This window comes from Haloferax sp. KTX1 (assembly GCF_902410085.1).
Lineage (GTDB): Archaea > Halobacteriota > Halobacteria > Halobacteriales > Haloferacaceae > Haloferax > Haloferax massiliensis.
Map to the genome: position 1 here is coordinate 38,359 of NZ_CABPRH010000019.1, position 18,349 is coordinate 56,707.

Here is an 18,349-nt window from a genome sequence, read left to right on the forward strand (position 1 = left end):
GGTTTAACCCTGGTTCGATGCGGTAGAGACGTAGCGCACCTCGGGGTCGAGGCGCGGCTGGTCGTTCGGCCGGATGGCCGGGCGGAACCGCAGGAGGCGCTTGTTGGGGCCCGGGAGCGAGCCCTTGATGAGCGCGTAGGAGCCGTCGACCTCGCCGTAGTTGACGAAGCCACCTTCGACGGAGGCGTCGTCGCCCTCACCGAGGTCGATGAGGCGCTTGTTGAGCTCGGTGCGCTGGTGGTAACCAGTCTGACCGAGCTGCGGAACCGTAGAGCGGACACGGGACGGGTTCCAGGGGCCGAGGTTGCCAATACGGCGTCTCCAGCCCTGGCGGGCGTGCTTGCCCTTACGCTTCTGGACGCCCCATCGCTTGACGGGACCCTGCGTACCCTTACCCTTCGTGACACCCGCGGCGTCGAGGTACTCGCCGGCGCGGAACACGTCGGACATCTCGTGTTCGCCGCCCTCGGCAACGAGGTCGAGGGCGAAGTCGGCGCGCTCCACCATGGAGCCGCCGCCGACGCGAGTCTCCATCACGTCGGGCTTCTTCTTGGGCACGTTCGCGAGCTCGGAGGGCACCGTGTGCGTGATGACGCGGAGGTCATCGACTTCGCCGGCCTCGACGGCCTCGCGAAGCGCGTCGGCGTCCGAGTCGAACGTGTCTTCTGCCGGCAGGTCGAGGACGCGGTCGAGTTCGTCGTGGAACTCGCCCGCCCAGACCTCGGTCTGCGGCTTCATACCGTACGGCGTCTGCTCGTAGGCGCGAAGGGCGACGGCGCGCATCGGCGGCGTCTCGACGACGGTCACCGGGACGGACTCCTCCATTCCTTCGCGGGGGGAGTCTGCCTCGTCGTTGACCATCATCACGTGGGTCATACCGGCCTTGTAACCGGCGAAGCCCTGCAGCGCTGGGGAGCCGTCGTCGGACGGCCACGACTTGATGCGTGGAACCTCCTTGACTGCTCGCTTGCGCGGGCTGAAGCCCATCGAGCCTTTTCGTGGTCTGCTTGGTTGTGGCATGGATTCACTCCGTGAGTGTCAGGGAGGCGAGGGAGGCGAACATCGCTTCTTCTGTTCGCACGACCTCGCTGCCCTGTCGCGGAATCGTATTGAGCCAGAGGTCGAACCCCGGACCAACGGAAGGTTCGACGTCTGCAACATCCTCGGGAGGCATCCCGAGCATGTCCGGAAGCCCACGGCCCGGCGACCCGAAGACGACGGTCATGCCGCCGGCATCGGTGATGCGGGCCGTCAGGTCGCCCAATCTGGGGACCGACAGCGGTTCGCCATAGCGAGACGTGGCGATTCGCACGCCCGCATCCGGCCTGCCGAGTGCTTCCGTGAGGTCCATGCGGGATACGTCGAAGCCCGGAAGGGGCTCGTCGACGATCCGTGCACGGACCGGTTCTCGCGAAGAGATCCTGACAGCGACGCGCTCTCCCTCTGTGAGGTCCATCCCGGGAGGGACGAACAGGGAGATCGGGTGTTGCATTCCGCAATTGACCCGAACGCGGTCGTCAGGTCCGACCTCGGTCACGATTCCTTCTCGCAACGCGGGCGACTCGTCGGAGTCGTCCGCGGTCGTAGACGCGACGAGAACGGGGGGCAGGATACCAGCGTAGCGGAGTTCGTCGCGCTTGCCCCAGACCTCCTTGCGGAGGTAGGGGGGCGTCGCGGCGTACCGAAGTACGGTTTCGACGAACTCGCCGCCCCACTTGTTCTCGCCGTCTTCGTCGGGGAAGACGACGAGTTCGTTCGCCCGGAAGACCGCCGCCGCGCGGGCGACGTAGCCGAGTTTGCGAGTTGCCTCGCGTTTGTCTTCGGCTTCCCGGACGAGTGAGGACGGCACGAGTACGCTGAGTTTCATGCCGGGTTCATCCTCGTCTCGTCTAGACTGTGGCGTTTGTACCGGGGGCCCACCTAAAAGAGTAGCGAATCCATTCTGGGGTGATAGAGCGTCCCACGACCCAGTTTGCGGGGGATTGGCGAACGTCGCGTGGTACATAATTACACGGTCACCGACAGGTCGCCGAAGGCGAATCTCACGTGGTAGCAGGTGGCGCGCCGTCGCCCGATTTCTCCCCCGTTTCGCAAGTCTTATTTATCAACCCGACACTATCGAGTAACGCAGCAGCACGCCACGATACACGCGGAATGCGCTGGTAGTGTAGTGGTATCACGTGACCTTGCCATGGTCACAACCTGGGTTCAAATCCCAGCCAGCGCACATCCACCACATGCGTCGGTAGTGTAGTGGTATCACGTGACCTTGCCATGGTCACAACCTGGGTTCAAATCCCAGCCGACGCACTTCTACAACGAATCTACCTTCCGAGCGACCGCTGTGCGTGTCGCTCGGACTGTGAGTTGTGAATGCGGGACGCTGGGATTTGAACTAGCGAGCGAACGCGAGTGAGCGAGTGGAGTTCAAATCCCAGCCGAGGCAGTTCTGCCGACCACAGACCTCCGAGAGACCTCCGTGTCTCTCGGTCTTGTGAGGCTGTGTGCGTGACGGTGGGATTTCGAACCCTACCAGTCGCGCACAGCGAACGAAGTGAGCGAGCACGTCTGGTTCTGGTTCAAATCCCAGCCGAGGCAGTTCTGCCGACCACAGACCTCCGAGAGACCTCCGTGTCTCTCGGTCTTGCGCGGCTGTGTGCGGCCAACTGGGATTCTGAACCCGACGAGACGCAGTTCCGAGCATCGCGAGGAAATCGTCTCGGCTCGGTTCAAATCCCGTCTCACCGACTCGGTCACCGACCTCGCCGGTGCTCCTGCGTTCACCTCGCGGTGCTCGGTGAACTCCCGGCCGACGCATTCTCTGACCTCAACTCAGTCAGCGACGCGCCCCCGGAAACTCTCACGATTCGTCCCGCGCCCGCCACCACCAGCCCATCGCTCCCACGCCGACGACGAGGACGACCACGGCGAGCGCGTCGAGGGCGTAGTTGAGCGGCGTGCCCGTCGGCACGGTCCCGGACTGGGTCACCTGCAAGAGGGCGTACGAGAGCCACGCGAGACACATCCCGACGAGGAGAACCGCCCGCGTGCCGGGGAGCTTCCCGCGCCGATACTGCACGGCCGTGCCCGCGAGGAGCAACAGGTACGCGACGAGCAGGGGAACGCCCCCGAGGTCGGCGAGGGCGCTCATGATTCGGTCGGGAACGTCACGAGGGCGATGGGGTCGGCGGCGACGACACCGGTCACACGCGCAATTCGGGAGGGCAGACGAACCATACGCCACGTCCGCAGGGAGTCTACTAAGTAGTTGACACTAATGCCCGAGCGGACCGTCCCGGCCTCGCACGCGTGGGCGGAGAATCAATGTCCGAGCGTGTCGACCGTCTCGATTCGCTCGATATCGTCGAGTTCGCACAGGTCGGAGACGGCCGACTCGGCGAGCGAGACGACGACGCCGCCGAACCGGAGTTCGCGTTCGAGACTGCCGCCGAGCGACTCGACGCGGGTTTCGAGCGTCTCGCGGGCGTCGTCGTCCGCGGGTTCGACGCGGAGTGCCGCGACTTCGTCGTCGAGGGGGTCGTCGCGCATACGACGGACGGGGTGAGAGAGATACATATCCGGGGGTTGTCGGGCGGCGGGAAAACGGTCGCGGTCGGTCTGTGGCGGACCGCGCTCGGCCGAGGCGGTCAGTCCTCAGTGAAGTAGAACAGCGCCTCGCGGCCCGCGCCGCAGTCGGGACACGCCGACGGGAACGCGGTCAGCGCGCCGAGTTCGCCGCAGTCGTCGCAGCGCCAGACGAGTTGCGCCTCGCCGAAGTTCTTCCCGGGCAGTCGCCGGTGTTCGACGACGGTCGGCGGTCGAACCGCCCGAGAGGCCGTCTCGGCGGTCGTCTCGGCGGCTTCCCACCGCGCTCGTTCGTCGTCGAGCGGTCGCGCCGGCTCCGTCGGTCGGGCAGGGGTCTTTATTGCCATAGTGTCGCATACGTACGCCAGCCCCATAACGCCCGTCGTCACTCCTCGTGACTGTCAGGCCACGAGGACCATCGAAGCTCCAGTCTGACGGGGCCCTCCGGTAGGAACCGACTGGTCTCGGTGTCGGTGACGACCCGTTCGGGGCGGGGGAGCGTGACGGATTCGTCGCCGACGCGGAGCGTCAGGTCCTCGTCGGGAGCGGCCGCTAGGAGGCGGTCGAGTCGCTCGATGGCCGCGGTCACCTCGTCGCGCGTCACAGCGTCGGTCTGCGAGTCGAGGGGGACGCCGCCGAACAGCGGGCGGACGTTCACGTCGCGCGAGCGGTTCGAGAGCACCGCGTTGACGGCCGCGCCGAGGAGGATGACGAGCCCGCTGAAGTAGAGCCACGTCAGGAGGACGAGAATCCCGGCGACGACGCTCGATTCGGGTTCGCGGCTGCTGAACTCGACGTAGAGCCGGAACAGCGACTCGAAGGTCGTCAGTCCGACGGCGGCGACGAGCGTGCCGGGGACGACCTCCAGATAGGTCACGTCCTCGTCGGGGAAGATGTAGTACATCGGGTAGAACGTCAGAAAGAGGACGGCGACGAGGAGGCCGCGGTAGACCACCCAGCCGAGCGTCCCGTCGAGCGCGGGGAGGGCCGACTCGATGAGCGCGCCGGCGATGACGGCGAGGGCGACCGTGACGAGCACGATGATGCCGTCGGAGAGCTGGTCGGCGAACGTGTTCGCGGCCTCGGACTCGTAGATGTCCGAGAAGGCGGTGTCGAGGCCGCGGAAGATTCGGAGCGTCCCCCACACCAACACGAGCACGCCGATAACCGAGAAACTGGCGAGCTGACTCGACGCTTCGAGTTCGGCGATGATGACGTCCCCCGCGCCGGGGGTCAGGACCGTCTGGATGACGCCGATGACGCTCTGGCGTAGGTCGCTGTCGCCGGTGGCGGAGACGGCCGCGAGGACGAGCAGAAACAGCGGGAGCAACGAGACGAACGCCCCGTAAGCGATGCTTCCGGCCATGAACGTGAGTCGCTCGGTGCGGACCTCGTAGAGGATGGCCCGACCGAGCGTGAGCGCTCGCGCGACGCGTTGATTCATGGGCGCTGATACGTCGGCCGACGAGAAAAGCGCGATGCGCGGTCGGTCGGCGGTGACGACTGCGGTGGTCGGCGGTGACGACTGCGGTGGTCGGCGGTGACGACTACCGACGGGCGGCGAAGACGGCGACCGCGAGGCCGAGGACCGCACCCGTGACGGTCCACTCCGCCGCGTAGCCGACCGCCTCGCCGACGGCCGACCCGAGGGTGACCCCGCCGACGACGTTCGCCCCCAACACGAGCGCCAGCCGAGTTAGTTCACTCTGAAACATACATGAAACTGTGGCTGTTCGCGGAGATAGCCTCGTCGGTTCCGACGCCTCGAACGGTGCGGCGAATTCGCACACCCCGATTTTACTACCACGTGGTCCGTGGTGTCGGCTATGACAGTCATCGCCATGCTGAGCGTCGCGCCGGTCGTCGAAGGGAGCATGTCGGGCGAGGTCGCCAAGGCCGTCGCGGCCCTCGACGACTTCGCGGTGTCCTACGAGACGAACCCGATGGGGACGGTCATCGAGGCCGACGACATCGACGAACTGCTCGCGGCGGTCGGCGCGGCCCACAAGGCGGTCGACGGCGACCGCGTGAGCACGTTCCTGAAGATAGACGACAAGCGAACGAAAGACCAGACGGCCGCCGACAAGGTCGACGCCGTCGAAGCCCACCTCGGGCGGGAAGCGAGGAGCGACCGCGAGTAGCGTCGCGGGCCGCGGCGACCCGCCGCGCGGGTCCGCCGTGCGAGACGCGAGACACGTCCACGCGACCCGGAGGGTGTGCGACTGACAAACCCTTTAGCCGAAGGCGCGCAATCGCCCCGCATGGACAGCATCAATCGGATGGCCATCGAACTGGTCGACGAGGCGCTCGACTTCGCCGGGGAACTCGGCATCGAGGGCTACGAACTCGACTCGGGCGCGACGGTCATCGACTTCGGCGTCGACGCCGACGGCGGTGTCGAAGCGGGGATGCTCCTCGCGGAGATTCAGACCGCGGGGCTCGCCACGGTACAGACGCGGATGGGGGATGTCGCCGGCACGCCCCGCCCCCACGTCGAACTCTCCACCGACCGCCCGGCGCTCGCGCTCCTCTGCTCGCAGAAGGCCGGTTGGGAGCTCACCTTCGACGACTTCGACGGCCTCGGCTCCGGCCCGGCCCGCGCGCTGGTCGGCGAGGAAGAGGAGTTCCACCACCTCGGCTACTACGACGAGTTCGACCTGACGGTCCTCGCCGTCGAGAGCATCGACCTCCCGACCGACGAGGTCGCGGAACACGTCGCGGAGACGACCGGCCTCGAACCGAGCGCCGTCTTCCTGCCGACCTACGCGACCGGCTCGCTCGTCGGGAGCGTCACGGGCGCGGCCCGCGCCGCCGAACTCGCCGTCTTCAATCTCTTCGAGGCGGGCTACGACCCGACGAACGTCCTCTCTATCAACGGTTCCGCCCCGCTCGCGCCCGTCAGCTACGACGAGAGCGTCGCCATGGGCCGGACGAACGACGCCGTCGCCTACGGCGGGCGCGTCCACGTCACCGTCAGCGAGGACTTCGACGACTTCGACCGCGCGATTTCCACGGCCGGGTCGGAGTACGGCGTCCCGTTCGAACAGCTGTTCGAGGACGCCGACTGGGACTTCGGCGCGGTCGACCCCGACGTGTTCGGCCCCGCGCAGGTCACCGTCGACGTGGTCGACGGGCCGACGTACACGCTCGGCGAGACCGACGAGGACGTGCTCGCCGACTCGTTCGGACTGTGAGGCGCAAGCCGGTCCCGCCCGCGCCGGACTCCCTCGACCGACTGTGGGACACTCACCGCGCGGTCCCGCTGATTCCCGGCTCCGAAGACGACTGCTGCGGCCGGGTTGCGAACCGACTGGACGTGACGCCCGACGAGGGCCGCGACTGGCTCGTGTTCTGCCAGTCGCTCGGGCTCGCCCGCGAGGTGAGCCGCGGCTTCGAGCGCGTCCGCGACGACCCCGACGCGGGCGACCTGCGGAGCGCGTTCGAGGGGAACGTCTTCGGCGCGCGCGAGGTGCTCGACGCGCTCGGCGACGAACCGAAGTCGGCGGACGCGGTGTTCGAGGCGTTCGAGCCGACCGTGCCGAACTGGGAGCGCCACCGCGACCCCGAGGGATGGGAGTCGCGCTGGCGTGACAGGGTCGCGCGGCTGCTCGATTGGGCGGTGCTGTTCGGCGCGGCGGCGAGAGAATCGGACGGCTACGTCGCGGCCGCAGAATAGGCCTACCCGTCGGCGGGCGCGAGTCGGAGCCGGCGCGTGTGCGCTTCTACTCGACCTTCGTCACGGTCCCGACGCCCTTGGACCGGCCCTCGCGGAAGACGAACCGCTGGCCCTCCTCGACGAAGTACGAGCGGAACTTGAACTCGATGCGGGTCGTGCCGGTATCTCCGGGGAGGAGTCGCCCGCCGTCGGGATGGAAGACGGCCGCCTCGGAGACGGTTTCGAGGTGGACGACCGGCTCGTAGCCCTCCTGAATCCGCGTCGGGTGGTTGAGCACCATCACGTCGGCTTCGAACTCGCGGACGGCGGTGGGCTCCGCGTCGCCCGGCAGGAGCACCATCCCGCGTTCGATTTCGGACTCGCGGACGCCCTTGAGGGCGATGCCGACGATGCGGCCGGCGTTGGCCCGGTCGACCCGGTGGTAGTGCATCTCGATGGAGCGGACCTCGACCTCGCGGAACTCGCCGTCGGACATCGGCCCCAAGAGCAGTGTATCGCCGGCCTCGACCGCCCCGGAGTTGACCGTGCCGGAGGCGACCGCGCCGACGCCCGTGACCGAGTAGGTCCGGTCGATGTACATCTTGAAGTCGCCCTCGGCGGCGCTGCGCTTCGGCAGCGACTCGAACAGCCGGTCGAGGTCGTCGAGGCCGTCCATCGTGACCGCGCTCGTCGGGAACAGCGGGACGACCGACTCGCTTATCTCCTCGACCGCGGCCTCGACGCCGTGGCGCTCGACGCTCAGGGGCGTCCGGCCCACGTCGCGGAGGAGCCGCTCGACCTCGCGTTCCACCTCGGCGGCGCGCTCCTCGGAGACGGCGTCGATTTTCGTGATAGCGACGACCGTCGGCAGTTCCATGGCGAGCAGGATGCCGAGGTGTTCGCGGGTCGTTCTCGTCGGGCCGTCGTCGGCGGCGACGACGAGCAGGCCGTAGTCGAGGCGCTGGCCGACGAGGCCGCGAATCGTCGTCCGGAGCCACGGCTCGTGACCGACGGTGTCGACGAACGAGACCAGTCGGTCGGCCTCCTGGACGATTTGCGCCCGGTCGGACTTCCGGTGGGGGTTTCGCATGTGAACGGGTCCGTCGTCGGAAAAGCCGTAGACGGCGTACGAGAGGTCGGCCGACAGGCCGCGTTCGACCTCGTGGGGCTGCACGTCGAGGAACGACCGCGTGCTTCCGTTGCCGTTGTCGGCCTGTCCGGTCACGAGCGACCCGACGAGCGTCGATTTGCCGTGGTCGACGTGACCCGCGGTGCCGACGACGATGTGGTCGTCATCCACGTCGAGCATCGCGCCCTCGCGGATGGTCGCGACGCCGACGAGGCCGCGTTCGGCCCCGTCGCCGACGCCCCACGTCTCCACGTCTTCGATGTGCGCGCCGGCCTCCTCGGCCAGAAGCGACAGCACGTCCATCGTCTCGGAGAAGTCGTCCGGCGGGATGCCGGCGATGCCGCCGTCGTCGGTGACGCCGACCACGTAGGTCGCCACGCCGTCGCCGGAGAGCACTCGGTGTCTGAGTTGGGCAGCGAGCGACTCCATCCGGCCGTCGGACAGGTGAACGGCGCGGGTGAGGCGTTCTTTGAACTCGACGTTTCCGCCTTCTTCCTCACCGCGCTCAAGGGCCTCGTCCAAGAGAGCCCGATCCGCGCTCATGGACTCGGGTAGGAAACCGACCGTGAAAACGCTTTCCGCGGTAGCGATTGCCATGAGAACGTACCGCAATCGAGACGGCGTCGGGCGCGGACGCGACCGTCGAGGCCCGTGGAGGTCGAATGCGAACGAACCCGAGACGCGCTCAGTCGCTCAGTCGCTCGTAGGCCCGGTTGACGCGCTTGAACGCCTCCTCGTCGCCGGTCTTCGAGTCCGGGTGGGTCTCCTTGACTCGCTTCCGGTAGGCCGCTTTCACCTCGTCCGCGGAGGCGTCGTCGTCGAGGTCGAGCGTGTCGAGGGCCGTCTGCCGACTCATGCCGCGCCGCGGCGGGCGGACGCTCGGCCCGTCACCGCCGCGAGTTCGCTGTCGCCGGCGGCCGTCGCCGCCGAGTCCGCCGTCTGGACCGACCCCCCCGGCGCGCGGTCCCTCTCGGGGGTCGCCGCGGGGCCCCGCGCCGAACCCGCCGGTCTCCCGGCGGTCGTTTCGCCGTCGCTCCGACCGGAAGCCGAACCCGCCGCGCCCGGCGTCGGCGCGGACGCGCGTCCGGCGGAACCGCTCTTCGAGGCGGCCGCTGACGTGGGCGTACATGAAGTACGTCGTCGCGCCGAAGGGGAGGGCGACGAACAGCAACAGGAGCTGTCGGTAGGCGAACGCCAACACGACGAGGAGCATGGTGATGCCCGCGAACACCGCCGCGAGCCCCATGACGAGTCGGTCTCGGTCCACGGGCGCAGTTGGGGTCGCACGGTGGTAAACGTCTCGCCGGGCGGCGACCGGCCGACGACGACCCGCCCGCCGCGTCGGCTCAGCGGTACTGGTTCAGCCGCTTTTTGAGGCGCTTCGCGGCCTGTCCGGCGGCCTTGTCGAACTCCTCGCCGCGGTCCTCGCCGGCGAAGATGATGCCGCGCGAGGAGTTCACGAGGCCGACGCCGTCCGCGAGGCCGAACTCGACGGCGGCCTCGGCGTCGCCGCCCTGCGCCCCCACGCCGGGGACGAGAAACGGCAGGTCGGGCACCTGCTCCCGGAGGTGCTCCAGTTCCTCGGGACCGGTCGCGCCGACGACGAGGCCGACGTTCCCGTGTTCGTTCCAGAGGTCGCAGAGCGCCGCGACGCGCTCGTAGAGGGGCTCGCCCGAGTCGAGTTCGAGCGACTGGAGGTCCGAGCCGCCGGGGTTCGAGGTGCGGCAGAGGACGAACACGCCCTTGTCCTCGCGGGCGAGGAACGGCTGGATGGAGTCGCGGCCCATGTAGGGGTTGACCGTGATGGCGTCGGCGTCGTCGAGCAGGTCGGCGTACTTGCGGGTCGTGTTGCCGATGTCGGCGCGCTTGGCGTCCAAGAGGACCGGCACGCCCTTGCCGTGGGCGTAGGCGACGGTCTCGCGCAGGGAGCGCCAGCCGTCTTCGTCCTCGTAGAACGCCGCGTTCGGCTTGAACGCCGCGGCGTGCTCGTGGGTCGCGTCGATGATGCGGCGGTTGAACGCCCAGCGCGGGAGGTCCTCGTCGAGCAGGTGGTCGGGGATGCGGTCGATATCGGCGTCGAGGCCGACGGAGACGACGCTGTCTGTCGCCTCGATGCGGTCGCGGAGGTCGTCGAAGAAGCCCATTGCCCGCGAGTGCGACGACCGAAAGTAAGGGGTTTTCCCTTCGCCCCGCGCCGCGTCGCCCCCGGACCCGACTCAGAGGCCGGCCTCGAAGAGGAAGACCACCGCGTCGCCGCTCACGAGCAGCGAGAGGTACGCGAGCGCCGGGACGACGAGCGAGTCGGTTCGGTCGTAGGCGACGGCCGCGAGCGCGAAGACGGCGACGTGCGAGAGGACGAAGACGCCCCCGGCGAGCGAGTCGACCGCGAGGAGTTCCTCGCCGACGGCGACCGTCGAGACGACGGCGAGCGGCGCGTACCCGAGCGCCCGCCGCCCCGCGGTCGTCGCTCGCGTCGCCGCCGCGAAGGCGACGCCGAGGCACGCGAGGAACGCCGCGGCGCGAACGAGGTGTTCGAGCGCCGGGAACACCACGACCCCGCGGTTCGCGCTCAGGAACGCGAGCGAGGCGGTCGCGGTCGTCACCGCGAGCGCGCGCCGGCCGTCGAGGGCGCGCGCGAAACTCCGCTGGACGAGCACCTGCGAGACGACGACGAGGACGGGAACGCCGACGAGCGCGGCGAGCGCGGAGACCGGCGCGACGGCCGCGAGGGTCGCGTCCGCGCCGTAGCCGGTCTTCGTCAGCGACCCGTACGTGACGCCCGTGAGGAGGCCGACGACCTTGGTCGCGGCCACCAAAAGCGCCGGGGCCGCGGCGGCGACGGCGACGACGCCGATTCCGCGGTCGGCGACCGCCGGGAGCCTGACGCCGAGTGCGATATCGCGGAGCCTCGCGTACGCGCCCGCGTAGAGCGCGAGGGCGCAGACGAGCGCCCCGCCGGTGACGACCCCGGCGACGACGAACCCCCGCGACCGGAGGAGGTCGGGCGCGACGCCCGCCAGCGACTCGCGGACGGCGAACTGCAGGAGCGCGACGCCGAGCAGGAGGGCGGCGACGACGGCGGACTCGACCGCGCCGGAGCGACCGCTCGCGGCGGCGCGGGCTGTCCTGGAGGGCGACGGTACGCGCATGGCCACCCATCGCCGGCGAGCGACCGTAATACTACTGCGTCACACGGGTCGCTCGGCCGTCCACAGGAGGCCCGCGCCGACGACGAGCACCCCGCCGAAGAGCGCGAGCGCGCCGGCCGGCGAGAGGGCGTCGGCGACGACCCCGCCGGCCAGTTCGAACGGGACGACCGCGAGCGAGTAGAGCATCCCGGCGGCCGAGAGGACGGTCGCGCGCCCGACCGAGTCCACCCGGTCGTTGACGTACTGGTTCCCGAGGACGGACGAGACGTTCGTGACCCCGCGGACGACCGCGAACGCGGGGAAGGCGAGCGGTCCGAAAAGGGGGACCGACGCGTAGGCGACCGCGAGCGCGACCGGCGAGGCGAGGAACCACCGGCGGACGCCGACGCGGGATTCGACCCAGCCGGCGCGGAACGTCGCGGCGGCCGCGACCAACGAGAACAGCGCGTAGGCGGCGCTGACGGCGGTGTTCGTCGCCGTTTCGGGGACACCGAGGTCGAGCGCCACGTCGCGGAGAATCGGCTGGTCGAAGATGTACACCATGTTGGCGACGCCGAACAGGAGCGCGAAGTAGGCGACGAAGCCGCGGAGCGGCGGGCGCGAGAGTTTCTCGCGGATGACCCGGAGCGCCGCCCGCGGCGTGAAGTCGCCGCCGTTGGCTCCGGTCTCGGGGACCGACAAGAGAATCGGGACGCCCAGCGCCGTCACCGCGGCGGTTGCGAAGAAGGGGACCGCGTAGTTCGTCGCGTCGGCGAGGAGTCCCCCGGCGAGGGTCGTCACCGCGCCGATTGCGAGGCCGACGCCGGTGGCGCGCCCGCGGACGGCGGCGAACTCGTGGGTCTCGTCGGTCTCGGCCAAGAGGTCGTAGAGCCACGCGTCGTCGCTCCCGGACCGGAACGTCTGGCCGACGGCCCACGCGCCGTAGACGACCGCGAGTTGGAGGAACGTCTCTGACAGGCCCATCGCCGCCGTCGAGACGGCGATGACGGCCGTCCCGAGAGCCATCGCGCTCCGGCGACCCAGCCGGTCGCCGAGGTAGCCGGTCGGTATCTCGGCCGCGACGAGCGCGAGCCACCAGACGCTGTTGAGCGCGCCCACCTCGGCGAACGAGAGGTCCCGCGAGCGGACGAACAGAATCCAGATGGCCGTCGTAAAGGAGACGAACTCGGTCGTCTTGTAGGCGTAGTACTTCGCGACCGGGGAGCGCAGGCGGGCGGCGCGCCACGAAGTCATCGTTCCACCGTCTCGACACGGGCCAAAGAACGTGTGGATTCGACCGCCCGCGACGGCGTTCGAGTCGGAAAGAACGCCCGTCGCTCACCCGGTCCGGAAGGAGAAGTCGGCACTCGGGGCGCTGTGGGTGAGCCAGCCCATCGACACCACGTCGACGCCGGTGTCGGCGTAGGCGGGGAGCGTTTCCGGGGTGATACCCCCGCTGGCCTCCGAGATGACGTCCTCGGGGAGCCGCGAGACGCCCTCGCGGACCGCCTCGGGCGGGAGGTTGTCGAACAGGACGATGTCGGCCCCGGCGGCCGCGGCGCGCTCGCCCATCTCGGGCGTCTCGACTTCGACTTCGAGCTTCGTCGCGAACGACTTGCGCTCGGCGAAGCGGCGGACCGCCTCCTCCAACCCGAGTTCGGCGACGTGGTTGTCCTTGACCATCACCATCCCCGAGAGCGTGAGGCGGTGGGTGTCGCCGCCGCCGGCGACGACGGCGCGCTTTTCGACGCCGCGGAGGCCGGGCGTGGTCTTGCGAGTCGCGGCGACCCGAACCGAGTCGGAGACCTCGCGGGCGGCGTCGACGGCCTCGCGGGTCGTGGTCGCGACCCCGGAGGCGTGGCCGACGACGTTGGCGGCGACGCGCTCGCCGCGGAGGACGTTCCGGGCGTCGCCCTCGACGCGGAGGACTTCGTCGCCCGCTTCGACCGCGTCGCCGACGTCGACCGCGTTCTCGGCCTCGACGCCGAGGTAGTCGAAGACGGCGACGGCGGCGTCGAGACCGGCGGCGACCGCCGGTTCCTTGGCGACGAGTCGCCCGGTGGTGTCGCCGGGCACGTCGTTCGTCACGTCGCGGTGGCCCACGTCCTCGGCCAGCCAGCGCTCGACGGTCTCAGTCGTCAGCACTCGGGGTCACTCCCTGTCCGGCGTCGTCGCTTTCTTCGCCTCCCTCGATTTCCTCGTCACCCTTGCGTCCGTCCGGGTCGACCAGCGAGTGACAGCCGGCCGACGGCGCGTCGGCGGCCGCGCGGGCGACGAGGAGCGACGCGATGCAGGCGTTTCGCAGTTCGTAGACGGACCGCGAGACGCGGGTGCGGGCGTAGGCGTCGACCTCGCCCTTCAGGCGGCGGAGCCGCGCCCGCGCGGTGTCGAGGCCGTCGGGGGTGCGTTCGATGCCGACGAACTCGTCCATCGTCCGCCCGAGGCGGTCGAACTTCGTCTCTGCGAAGGCGCCGGGGAGCGCCGGGTCGGAGTCGCGCGGCGGCGCGTACTCGACGGTCTCGGCCTCGCCGCGGCCCCGCTCGGCCGCGGTCTCGCCGGCGCGGACGCCCCAGACGAGCCCTTCGAGCAGGCTGGTCGAGGCGAGTCGGTTCGCGCCGTGGACGCCGGTGCGGGCGCACTCGCCGGCGGCGAACAGGCGGGACAGCGAGGTCCTGCCGCGGTCGTCGACGGCGACGCCGCCGCAGAGGAAGTGCTCGCTCGGCGCAACCGGGATGCCGGCGTCGAGGTCGACGCCGCGGTCGTCGCACAGCGCCGCGAGGTCGGGGAACTCCTCGCGGAAGTCGAGGTCGGACACGTCGAGGACGACGCGGCCGGTCCGGTCGCGGGCGCGGGCGACGGCGCGGGCGACCACGTCTCGGGGAGCGAGTTCGGCGTCTTCGTGCGCGTCAGGCATGAAGCGGCGGCCGTCGGCGTCGCGCAGGACCGCGCCCTCGCCGCGAACGGCCTCGCTGACGAGGAACGGTCGCGCGTCGTCGCCGGCCCGTGGGTCAGTCCGGGGGTCGTACGCGGTCGGGTGAAACTGCACGTACTGCATGTCGGAGACGGTCGCACCGGCGAGGGCGGCCATCGCCACGCCGTCGCCGGTCGCGCCCGCCGGGTTGGTCGAGCGGGCGTAGCAGTCGCCGATGCCGCCGGTGGCGAGGATAGTCGCCCCGGCGAACACCGGTTCGACCTCGCCGTCGGCGAGGACGGTCGCGCCGCGGACGGTCCCCTCCTCGGTCAGGAGGTCGAGGGCCATCGCGTCGTCGACGATGCGCACGCCGTCGCGGGCCGAGAGGTGCTTCAGGAACGGCCGGAGGACGTGCGCGCCGGTGCTGGCGTCGACGTGGAGGATGCGGCGGCTGGAGTGGCCCGCCTCGCGGGCGAGGTCGAAGTCGGCGGCGTCGCCGGCGTCGGGGTCGCCGACGCTCGGACTGTCACCCACCGCGTCGAACTCGACTTCGAGCGTGTCCAACAGCACGTCCTCGACGACGGCGCGGGACTCGGAGACGAGCGTCTCGACCGCCTCGGGGTCGGCGGTGTCGTCGCTCGCCCGGCGGATGTCGGCGGCGAACTCCGCGGGCGCGGACTGGGTGACGGCGATGCCGCCCTGCGCCCAGTCGGACGCGGCGTCGTCGGGTTCGGTCGCCTTCGTGACGACGAGCACGTCGGCCCCCTCGCGGGCGGCGGCGAGGGCCGCGGCGCAGCCGGCGATGCCGGAGCCGACGACGAGCACGTCGGCCTTCATAGTTCGAGCATGCGGTCGAGCGCGACCGCGGCGAGTTCCTTCTCCTCGGGCGCGACCTCGACCACGTTGGGTTCGCGGCCCGCGGCGAGCTCTTCGAGCACCCACGTCAGGTAGTTGGGGTCGACCTGCCGCATGGCGTTGCAGTCCATGCAGGCGTCGCCACAGAGCGGTCGCACGTCGACCTCGGGATGCCAGCGCGCGAGGTGTCGAGCGAGGTGGACCTCGGTGCCGATGGCCCACGTCTCGCCGGGGTCGGCGTTCGCGACGACGTCGCAGATGTGGCTCGTGGAGCCGACCTCGTCGGCGGCCGCGACGACGCTCGGGCGGCACTCGGGGTGGGCGACGACCTTCGCGCCGTCGGCCTGCGCCGCCTCGACGTGGTCGACGCGGAAGCGCTCGTGGACCTGACAGTAGCCGTCCCAGAGGATGACTTCTGCGTCGCCGAGGTCCGGAATGTCGGGTTCCGCGTCGCCGGTCGCGCCCATCGACTCGGCCACGTCGCCGGCCCACGGGTCCCACTCGACCACCTCGTCGATGCCGAGGTCGTCGGCCGTGTTGCGCCCGAGGTGCTTGTCGGGCAGGAACAGCACGGCGTCGCCGCGCTCGAACGCCCACTCGAAGGCGTCGGCGGCGTTCGAGGAGGTGCAGATGAGCCCGCCGTGGGAGGCGCAAAAGGCCTTCAGGTCCGCGTAGGAGTTCATGTACGTCACGGGGACGATGTCCTTGCCGCCGGACTCCTCGACGAGCGTCTCCCACGCGGAGTCGACCTGCACGGCCTCGGCCATCCCGGCCATCGGACACGACGCCTCCATCGACGGGAGAATCACCGTCTGGTCGTCGTCGGTGATGACGTCCGCGCTCTCGGCCATGAACGTCACGCCGGCGAAGACGACGTAGTCGGCGTCCGACTCGGCGGCGCGTTTCGAGAGTTCGTAGGAGTCGCCGATGAAGTCCGCGTGCTCGACGATTTCGCGTCGCTGGTAGTTGTGTCCGAGGACGACGACGCGGTCCCCGAGCTCCTCGCGGGCGGCGGCGATTCGCCGGGAGCGGGCGGCCTCGTCGAGGCCGCGGTGGCTCTCCGGCAGCTGTTCGAGCGTGTCGTATTTGAACAGGCTGAGCTCCGACTCGAACCCGACCGACTGTAATTCAACCACGATTGGTCACCACGGTGGAAGTCCAATCATCGGGCCTTATTGAAAAATATTTTTCTTCAATACTCGCAACCCACCCGTAGATATTCTCTTCACGGTTAATTAGCCAGTGGTATCTGCGTTCGATTGGCTGTTAGAAGTCGATAGAAGTCACTACTCGGTTGGAGAATAATTTTATTCAAAAGAGATGCTTCGTCGGAGACGACAACTCGTTCAGTCGCGTTCGAAGACGACGCGACCGTCCACGACGGTCATCGAGACGGCGATATCGCGAATCGAGTCGGCTTCCCACGGCGACTCGTCGAGGACGACGAGGTCGGCGGCGGTGCCGACCGCGACGGTTCCCAGTCGGCCCTCGTCGAACCCGGCGTGGGCCGCGCCGGAGGTGTACGCCCGAAGCGCCTCGGTGACGGTGAGCGACTGGTCGGGGTTCGGATGGTCGGTGGCGAGGTCCACGCCGAGAAGCGGTCCGAGCGGCATGCAGTCGCTCCCGAACGCGAGGTCCACGCCCGCGTCGAGCAGGTCGCGGTAGCGGTTGGTCCGCAGGCGTCGCTCGCCGAGGCGGGCGTCGTAGAGACCGCCCTCGTCGGCCCACTTCAGGAAGTTCGGCTGGACCGAGGCGACGACGCCCGACTCGGCGAACCGCTCGATGGCCTCGTCGGAGGCGAGTTCGACGTGTTCGACCCGGTGGCGGGCCGCGCCGGGGTCGTCGGTCTCCTCGTACGCGTCGAGCACCGCGTCGACGGCCGCGTCGCCGATGGCGTGGGCGGTGAGTTGGTAGCCCGACTCGTCGGCGTCGGCGACGAGATCGCGGAGTTCCTCGGGGGCGACGACCCACTGGCCCGTCTCGTCGTCGGCCGCGTCGGCGTCGTCCGCGGCGTCGGCGTAGGGTTCTGTGAGTTTCGCGGTCCGCCCGCCGAAGCTCCCGTCGGTGAACGTCTTTATCGCGCCGACGGTGACGAGGCCGTCGCGGCTCCCGCCCCCGTGGTTCGTCCGCAGGCCGACCTCGCGGAGCGCGTCGAGGTGGTCCGACCAGTAGTTGATTCGGACGCGGAGGGCCAGTTCGCCGGCCTCGGCGAGGTCGCGGTAGACCTCGGGCGCGCGGGAGCCGCGGACCATGTCGTGGACGCCGGTGACGCCGCGGGCGGTCGCGTACGACTGCGCCGCGCGGACGAGTTCGGTCATCTCCTCGCGGCCCGGTTCGGTCGCCTCGCGGAGCACGTCGACCGCGCCCTCGACCACGACGCCGGTCGGCTCGGCGGCGGCGTCGCCATCGCCGTCGCCATCGGAGGGGCCGCCGTCTCCGGCGGTCTGCACGCCCGAGTCGGGCATCTCGTCGGCGTAGCGGTCGAGGACGACCGAGTTGACGCCGGCGGTGTGGAGGTCCTCGCGGAAGGCGACCACGGGGAGCGACTCGGAGACGGCGTCGAGGTCGTCGCGGGTGAGGTATCGAGAGTCGTCCCACGTGCTCTCGTCGTAGCCGTAGCCGAGCACCCAGTCGGTCCCGTCGTCGGTTTCGCCACCGCTGGCCCCGTCGTCGCCGGACCCGCCGTCGTCACTCTCGGTTCCGCGTTCGACCTCGGCGGCTCGCTCGCGGAGCAGTTCGACCGCGTCGGCCGCAGAGTCGGCGGCGGAGAGGTCGGCGTGGACGAGCGACCGCCCGACCATCGGGAGGTGCGTGTGGGCGTCGACGAAGCCGGGAAGGACGACGCGGCCGCCGCAGTCGACGACCCGCGTCTCGACGCCGGCGAGCAGTTCCACGTCGAACGCGCGGCCCACGCGGACGACCTCGCCGTCGCGGACGGCGACGGCTTCGTGCGTCTCGTCGGGCGACCCGAGGGTGTGTACCTCCGCGTTCGTCAGTACGAGGTCGGCTGCCGCAGTCATACGTTCGACGCCGACGCGGGAGGGCAAAACGGTTCGGGAGGCGGCGGGGCGGCCGGGCGGTAGTAG

General features: G+C 69.8%; 19 protein-coding genes and 2 tRNA genes. 5 read left to right on the forward strand and 16 right to left on the reverse strand.

Annotated features, from left to right (window positions below):
- Window positions 1–3 precede the first annotated feature (3 nt).
- Entirely contained in the window at window positions 4–1,020 is a 1,017-nt protein-coding gene (locus FY251_RS19835; protein ID WP_004062414.1) for a 50S ribosomal protein L3, read from the reverse strand.
- A 4-nt stretch (window positions 1,021–1,024) separates the two neighbouring features.
- A complete protein-coding gene (locus FY251_RS19840; RefSeq protein ID WP_148416709.1) occupies window positions 1,025–1,867 on the reverse strand; it encodes a putative RNA uridine N3 methyltransferase in 843 nt (280 codons plus the stop codon).
- Window positions 1,868–2,156: 289 nt separating this feature from the next.
- Here FY251_RS19840 and FY251_RS19845 point away from each other — a divergent pair.
- Window positions 2,157–2,227, forward strand: a tRNA-Gly gene (locus tag FY251_RS19845).
- Window positions 2,228–2,239: 12 nt separating this feature from the next.
- Window positions 2,240–2,310: transfer RNA gene (locus tag FY251_RS19850), tRNA-Gly, on the forward strand.
- Window positions 2,311–2,860: 550 nt separating this feature from the next.
- On the opposite strand, the gene FY251_RS19855 is transcribed toward FY251_RS19850, so the two are convergent.
- From FY251_RS19855 to FY251_RS22710, 5 genes are all read right to left on the reverse strand, one after another.
- On the reverse strand, window positions 2,861–3,151 hold the full coding sequence (locus tag FY251_RS19855) for a hypothetical protein (protein WP_148416710.1): 291 nt from the start codon (window positions 3,149–3,151) through the stop codon (window positions 2,861–2,863).
- A 170-nt stretch (window positions 3,152–3,321) separates the two neighbouring features.
- A complete protein-coding gene (locus tag FY251_RS19860) occupies window positions 3,322–3,576 on the reverse strand; it encodes a hypothetical protein (RefSeq protein WP_148416711.1) in 255 nt (84 codons plus the stop codon).
- A 71-nt stretch (window positions 3,577–3,647) separates the two neighbouring features.
- Window positions 3,648–3,932 carry a hypothetical protein gene (locus FY251_RS19865; protein WP_148416712.1) on the reverse strand — a complete coding sequence of 95 codons (285 nt, stop codon included), beginning with the start codon at window positions 3,930–3,932 and terminating at the stop codon, window positions 3,648–3,650.
- A gap of 38 nt (window positions 3,933–3,970) precedes the next feature.
- Entirely contained in the window at window positions 3,971–5,029 is a 1,059-nt protein-coding gene (locus FY251_RS19870; protein WP_148416713.1) for a YhjD/YihY/BrkB family envelope integrity protein, read from the reverse strand.
- Window positions 5,030–5,132: 103 nt separating this feature from the next.
- Window positions 5,133–5,300 carry a hypothetical protein gene (locus tag FY251_RS22710; RefSeq protein WP_157837735.1) on the reverse strand — a complete coding sequence of 56 codons (168 nt, stop codon included), beginning with the start codon at window positions 5,298–5,300 and terminating at the stop codon, window positions 5,133–5,135.
- Window positions 5,301–5,411: 111 nt separating this feature from the next.
- Between FY251_RS22710 and FY251_RS19875 the strand changes: the two genes are divergently transcribed.
- The 3 genes from FY251_RS19875 (at window position 5,412) to FY251_RS19885 (ending at window position 7,261) form a co-directional block, all read left to right on the forward strand.
- Window positions 5,412–5,726 carry an MTH1187 family thiamine-binding protein gene (locus tag FY251_RS19875; protein WP_042663548.1) on the forward strand — a complete coding sequence of 105 codons (315 nt, stop codon included), beginning with the start codon at window positions 5,412–5,414 and terminating at the stop codon, window positions 5,724–5,726.
- A 120-nt stretch (window positions 5,727–5,846) separates the two neighbouring features.
- Window positions 5,847–6,779 (forward strand): methenyltetrahydromethanopterin cyclohydrolase, encoded by a 933-nt coding sequence (mch, locus tag FY251_RS19880; protein ID WP_148416714.1) that lies wholly within the window; start codon window positions 5,847–5,849, stop codon window positions 6,777–6,779.
- Window positions 6,776–7,261, forward strand: coding sequence for a hypothetical protein (locus FY251_RS19885; protein ID WP_148416715.1), 486 nt, complete (start codon window positions 6,776–6,778; stop codon window positions 7,259–7,261). Before mch ends, FY251_RS19885 begins: the two co-directional genes overlap by 4 nt.
- Window positions 7,262–7,307: 46 nt before the next feature.
- On the opposite strand, the gene FY251_RS19890 is transcribed toward FY251_RS19885, so the two are convergent.
- The 9 genes from FY251_RS19890 to FY251_RS19930 form a co-directional block, all read right to left on the reverse strand.
- Window positions 7,308–8,912, reverse strand: a complete 1,605-nt coding sequence (locus FY251_RS19890; RefSeq protein WP_148416716.1) for a GTPBP1 family GTP-binding protein — start codon at window positions 8,910–8,912, stop codon at window positions 7,308–7,310.
- A 142-nt stretch (window positions 8,913–9,054) separates the two neighbouring features.
- Complete coding sequence (locus FY251_RS19895; protein WP_148416717.1) at window positions 9,055–9,636, reverse strand: DnaJ domain-containing protein; 582 nt, start codon at window positions 9,634–9,636, stop codon at window positions 9,055–9,057.
- Window positions 9,637–9,715: 79 nt separating this feature from the next.
- Window positions 9,716–10,513, reverse strand: a complete 798-nt coding sequence (gene pyrF, locus FY251_RS19900) for an orotidine-5'-phosphate decarboxylase (RefSeq protein ID WP_148416718.1) — start codon at window positions 10,511–10,513, stop codon at window positions 9,716–9,718.
- 72 nt (window positions 10,514–10,585) lie between these two features.
- The gene (locus tag FY251_RS19905) at window positions 10,586–11,518 is read right to left on the reverse strand and encodes a hypothetical protein (RefSeq protein WP_148416719.1); all 933 of its coding nucleotides are present in this window, start codon (window positions 11,516–11,518) and stop codon (window positions 10,586–10,588) included.
- Window positions 11,519–11,557: 39 nt separating this feature from the next.
- Window positions 11,558–12,751 (reverse strand): MFS transporter, encoded by a 1,194-nt coding sequence (locus tag FY251_RS19910; RefSeq protein WP_148416720.1) that lies wholly within the window; start codon window positions 12,749–12,751, stop codon window positions 11,558–11,560.
- Between the two features lie 84 nt (window positions 12,752–12,835).
- Window positions 12,836–13,642: a carboxylating nicotinate-nucleotide diphosphorylase gene (gene nadC / locus FY251_RS19915; RefSeq protein WP_148416721.1), complete on the reverse strand. Its 807-nt coding sequence runs from the start codon at window positions 13,640–13,642 to the stop codon at window positions 12,836–12,838.
- Window positions 13,629–15,245 (reverse strand): L-aspartate oxidase, encoded by a 1,617-nt coding sequence (locus tag FY251_RS19920; RefSeq protein WP_148416722.1) that lies wholly within the window; start codon window positions 15,243–15,245, stop codon window positions 13,629–13,631. Before FY251_RS19920 ends, nadC begins: the two co-directional genes overlap by 14 nt.
- Complete coding sequence (nadA, locus tag FY251_RS19925) at window positions 15,242–16,399, reverse strand: quinolinate synthase NadA (protein WP_148416723.1); 1,158 nt, start codon at window positions 16,397–16,399, stop codon at window positions 15,242–15,244. The genes FY251_RS19920 and nadA overlap by 4 nt, the downstream gene beginning before the upstream one ends.
- Before the next feature lie 210 nt (window positions 16,400–16,609).
- The gene (locus FY251_RS19930; RefSeq protein WP_148416724.1) at window positions 16,610–18,283 is read right to left on the reverse strand and encodes an amidohydrolase; all 1,674 of its coding nucleotides are present in this window, start codon (window positions 18,281–18,283) and stop codon (window positions 16,610–16,612) included.
- Between the last annotated feature and the right edge of the window lie 66 nt (window positions 18,284–18,349).

Bases quoted from the DNA above. Each gene is read 5' to 3' on its own strand.
- pyrF (WP_148416718.1), bottom strand. From the start codon at position 10,513: ATGGGCTTCTTCGACGACCTCCGCGACCGCATCGAGGCGACAGACAGC.
- FY251_RS19910 (WP_148416720.1), bottom strand. From the start codon at position 12,751: ATGACTTCGTGGCGCGCCGCCCGCCTGCGCTCCCCGGTCGCGAAGTAC.
- FY251_RS19905 (WP_148416719.1), bottom strand. From the start codon at position 11,518: ATGCGCGTACCGTCGCCCTCCAGGACAGCCCGCGCCGCCGCGAGCGGT.
- FY251_RS19855 (WP_148416710.1), bottom strand. From the start codon at position 3,151: ATGAGCGCCCTCGCCGACCTCGGGGGCGTTCCCCTGCTCGTCGCGTAC.
- FY251_RS19865 (WP_148416712.1), bottom strand. From the start codon at position 3,932: ATGGCAATAAAGACCCCTGCCCGACCGACGGAGCCGGCGCGACCGCTC.
- FY251_RS19920 (WP_148416722.1), bottom strand. From the start codon at position 15,245: ATGAAGGCCGACGTGCTCGTCGTCGGCTCCGGCATCGCCGGCTGCGCC.
- FY251_RS19870 (WP_148416713.1), bottom strand. From the start codon at position 5,029: ATGAATCAACGCGTCGCGCGAGCGCTCACGCTCGGTCGGGCCATCCTC.
- FY251_RS19890 (WP_148416716.1), bottom strand. From the start codon at position 8,912: ATGAGCGCGGATCGGGCTCTCTTGGACGAGGCCCTTGAGCGCGGTGAG.
- FY251_RS19875 (WP_042663548.1), top strand. From the start codon at position 5,412: ATGACAGTCATCGCCATGCTGAGCGTCGCGCCGGTCGTCGAAGGGAGC.
- mch (WP_148416714.1), top strand. From the start codon at position 5,847: ATGGACAGCATCAATCGGATGGCCATCGAACTGGTCGACGAGGCGCTC.
- FY251_RS19860 (WP_148416711.1), bottom strand. From the start codon at position 3,576: ATGTATCTCTCTCACCCCGTCCGTCGTATGCGCGACGACCCCCTCGAC.
- FY251_RS19840 (WP_148416709.1), bottom strand. From the start codon at position 1,867: ATGAAACTCAGCGTACTCGTGCCGTCCTCACTCGTCCGGGAAGCCGAA.
- FY251_RS19835 (WP_004062414.1), bottom strand. From the start codon at position 1,020: ATGCCACAACCAAGCAGACCACGAAAAGGCTCGATGGGCTTCAGCCCG.
- FY251_RS19930 (WP_148416724.1), bottom strand. From the start codon at position 18,283: ATGACTGCGGCAGCCGACCTCGTACTGACGAACGCGGAGGTACACACC.
- FY251_RS22710 (WP_157837735.1), bottom strand. From the start codon at position 5,300: ATGTTTCAGAGTGAACTAACTCGGCTGGCGCTCGTGTTGGGGGCGAAC.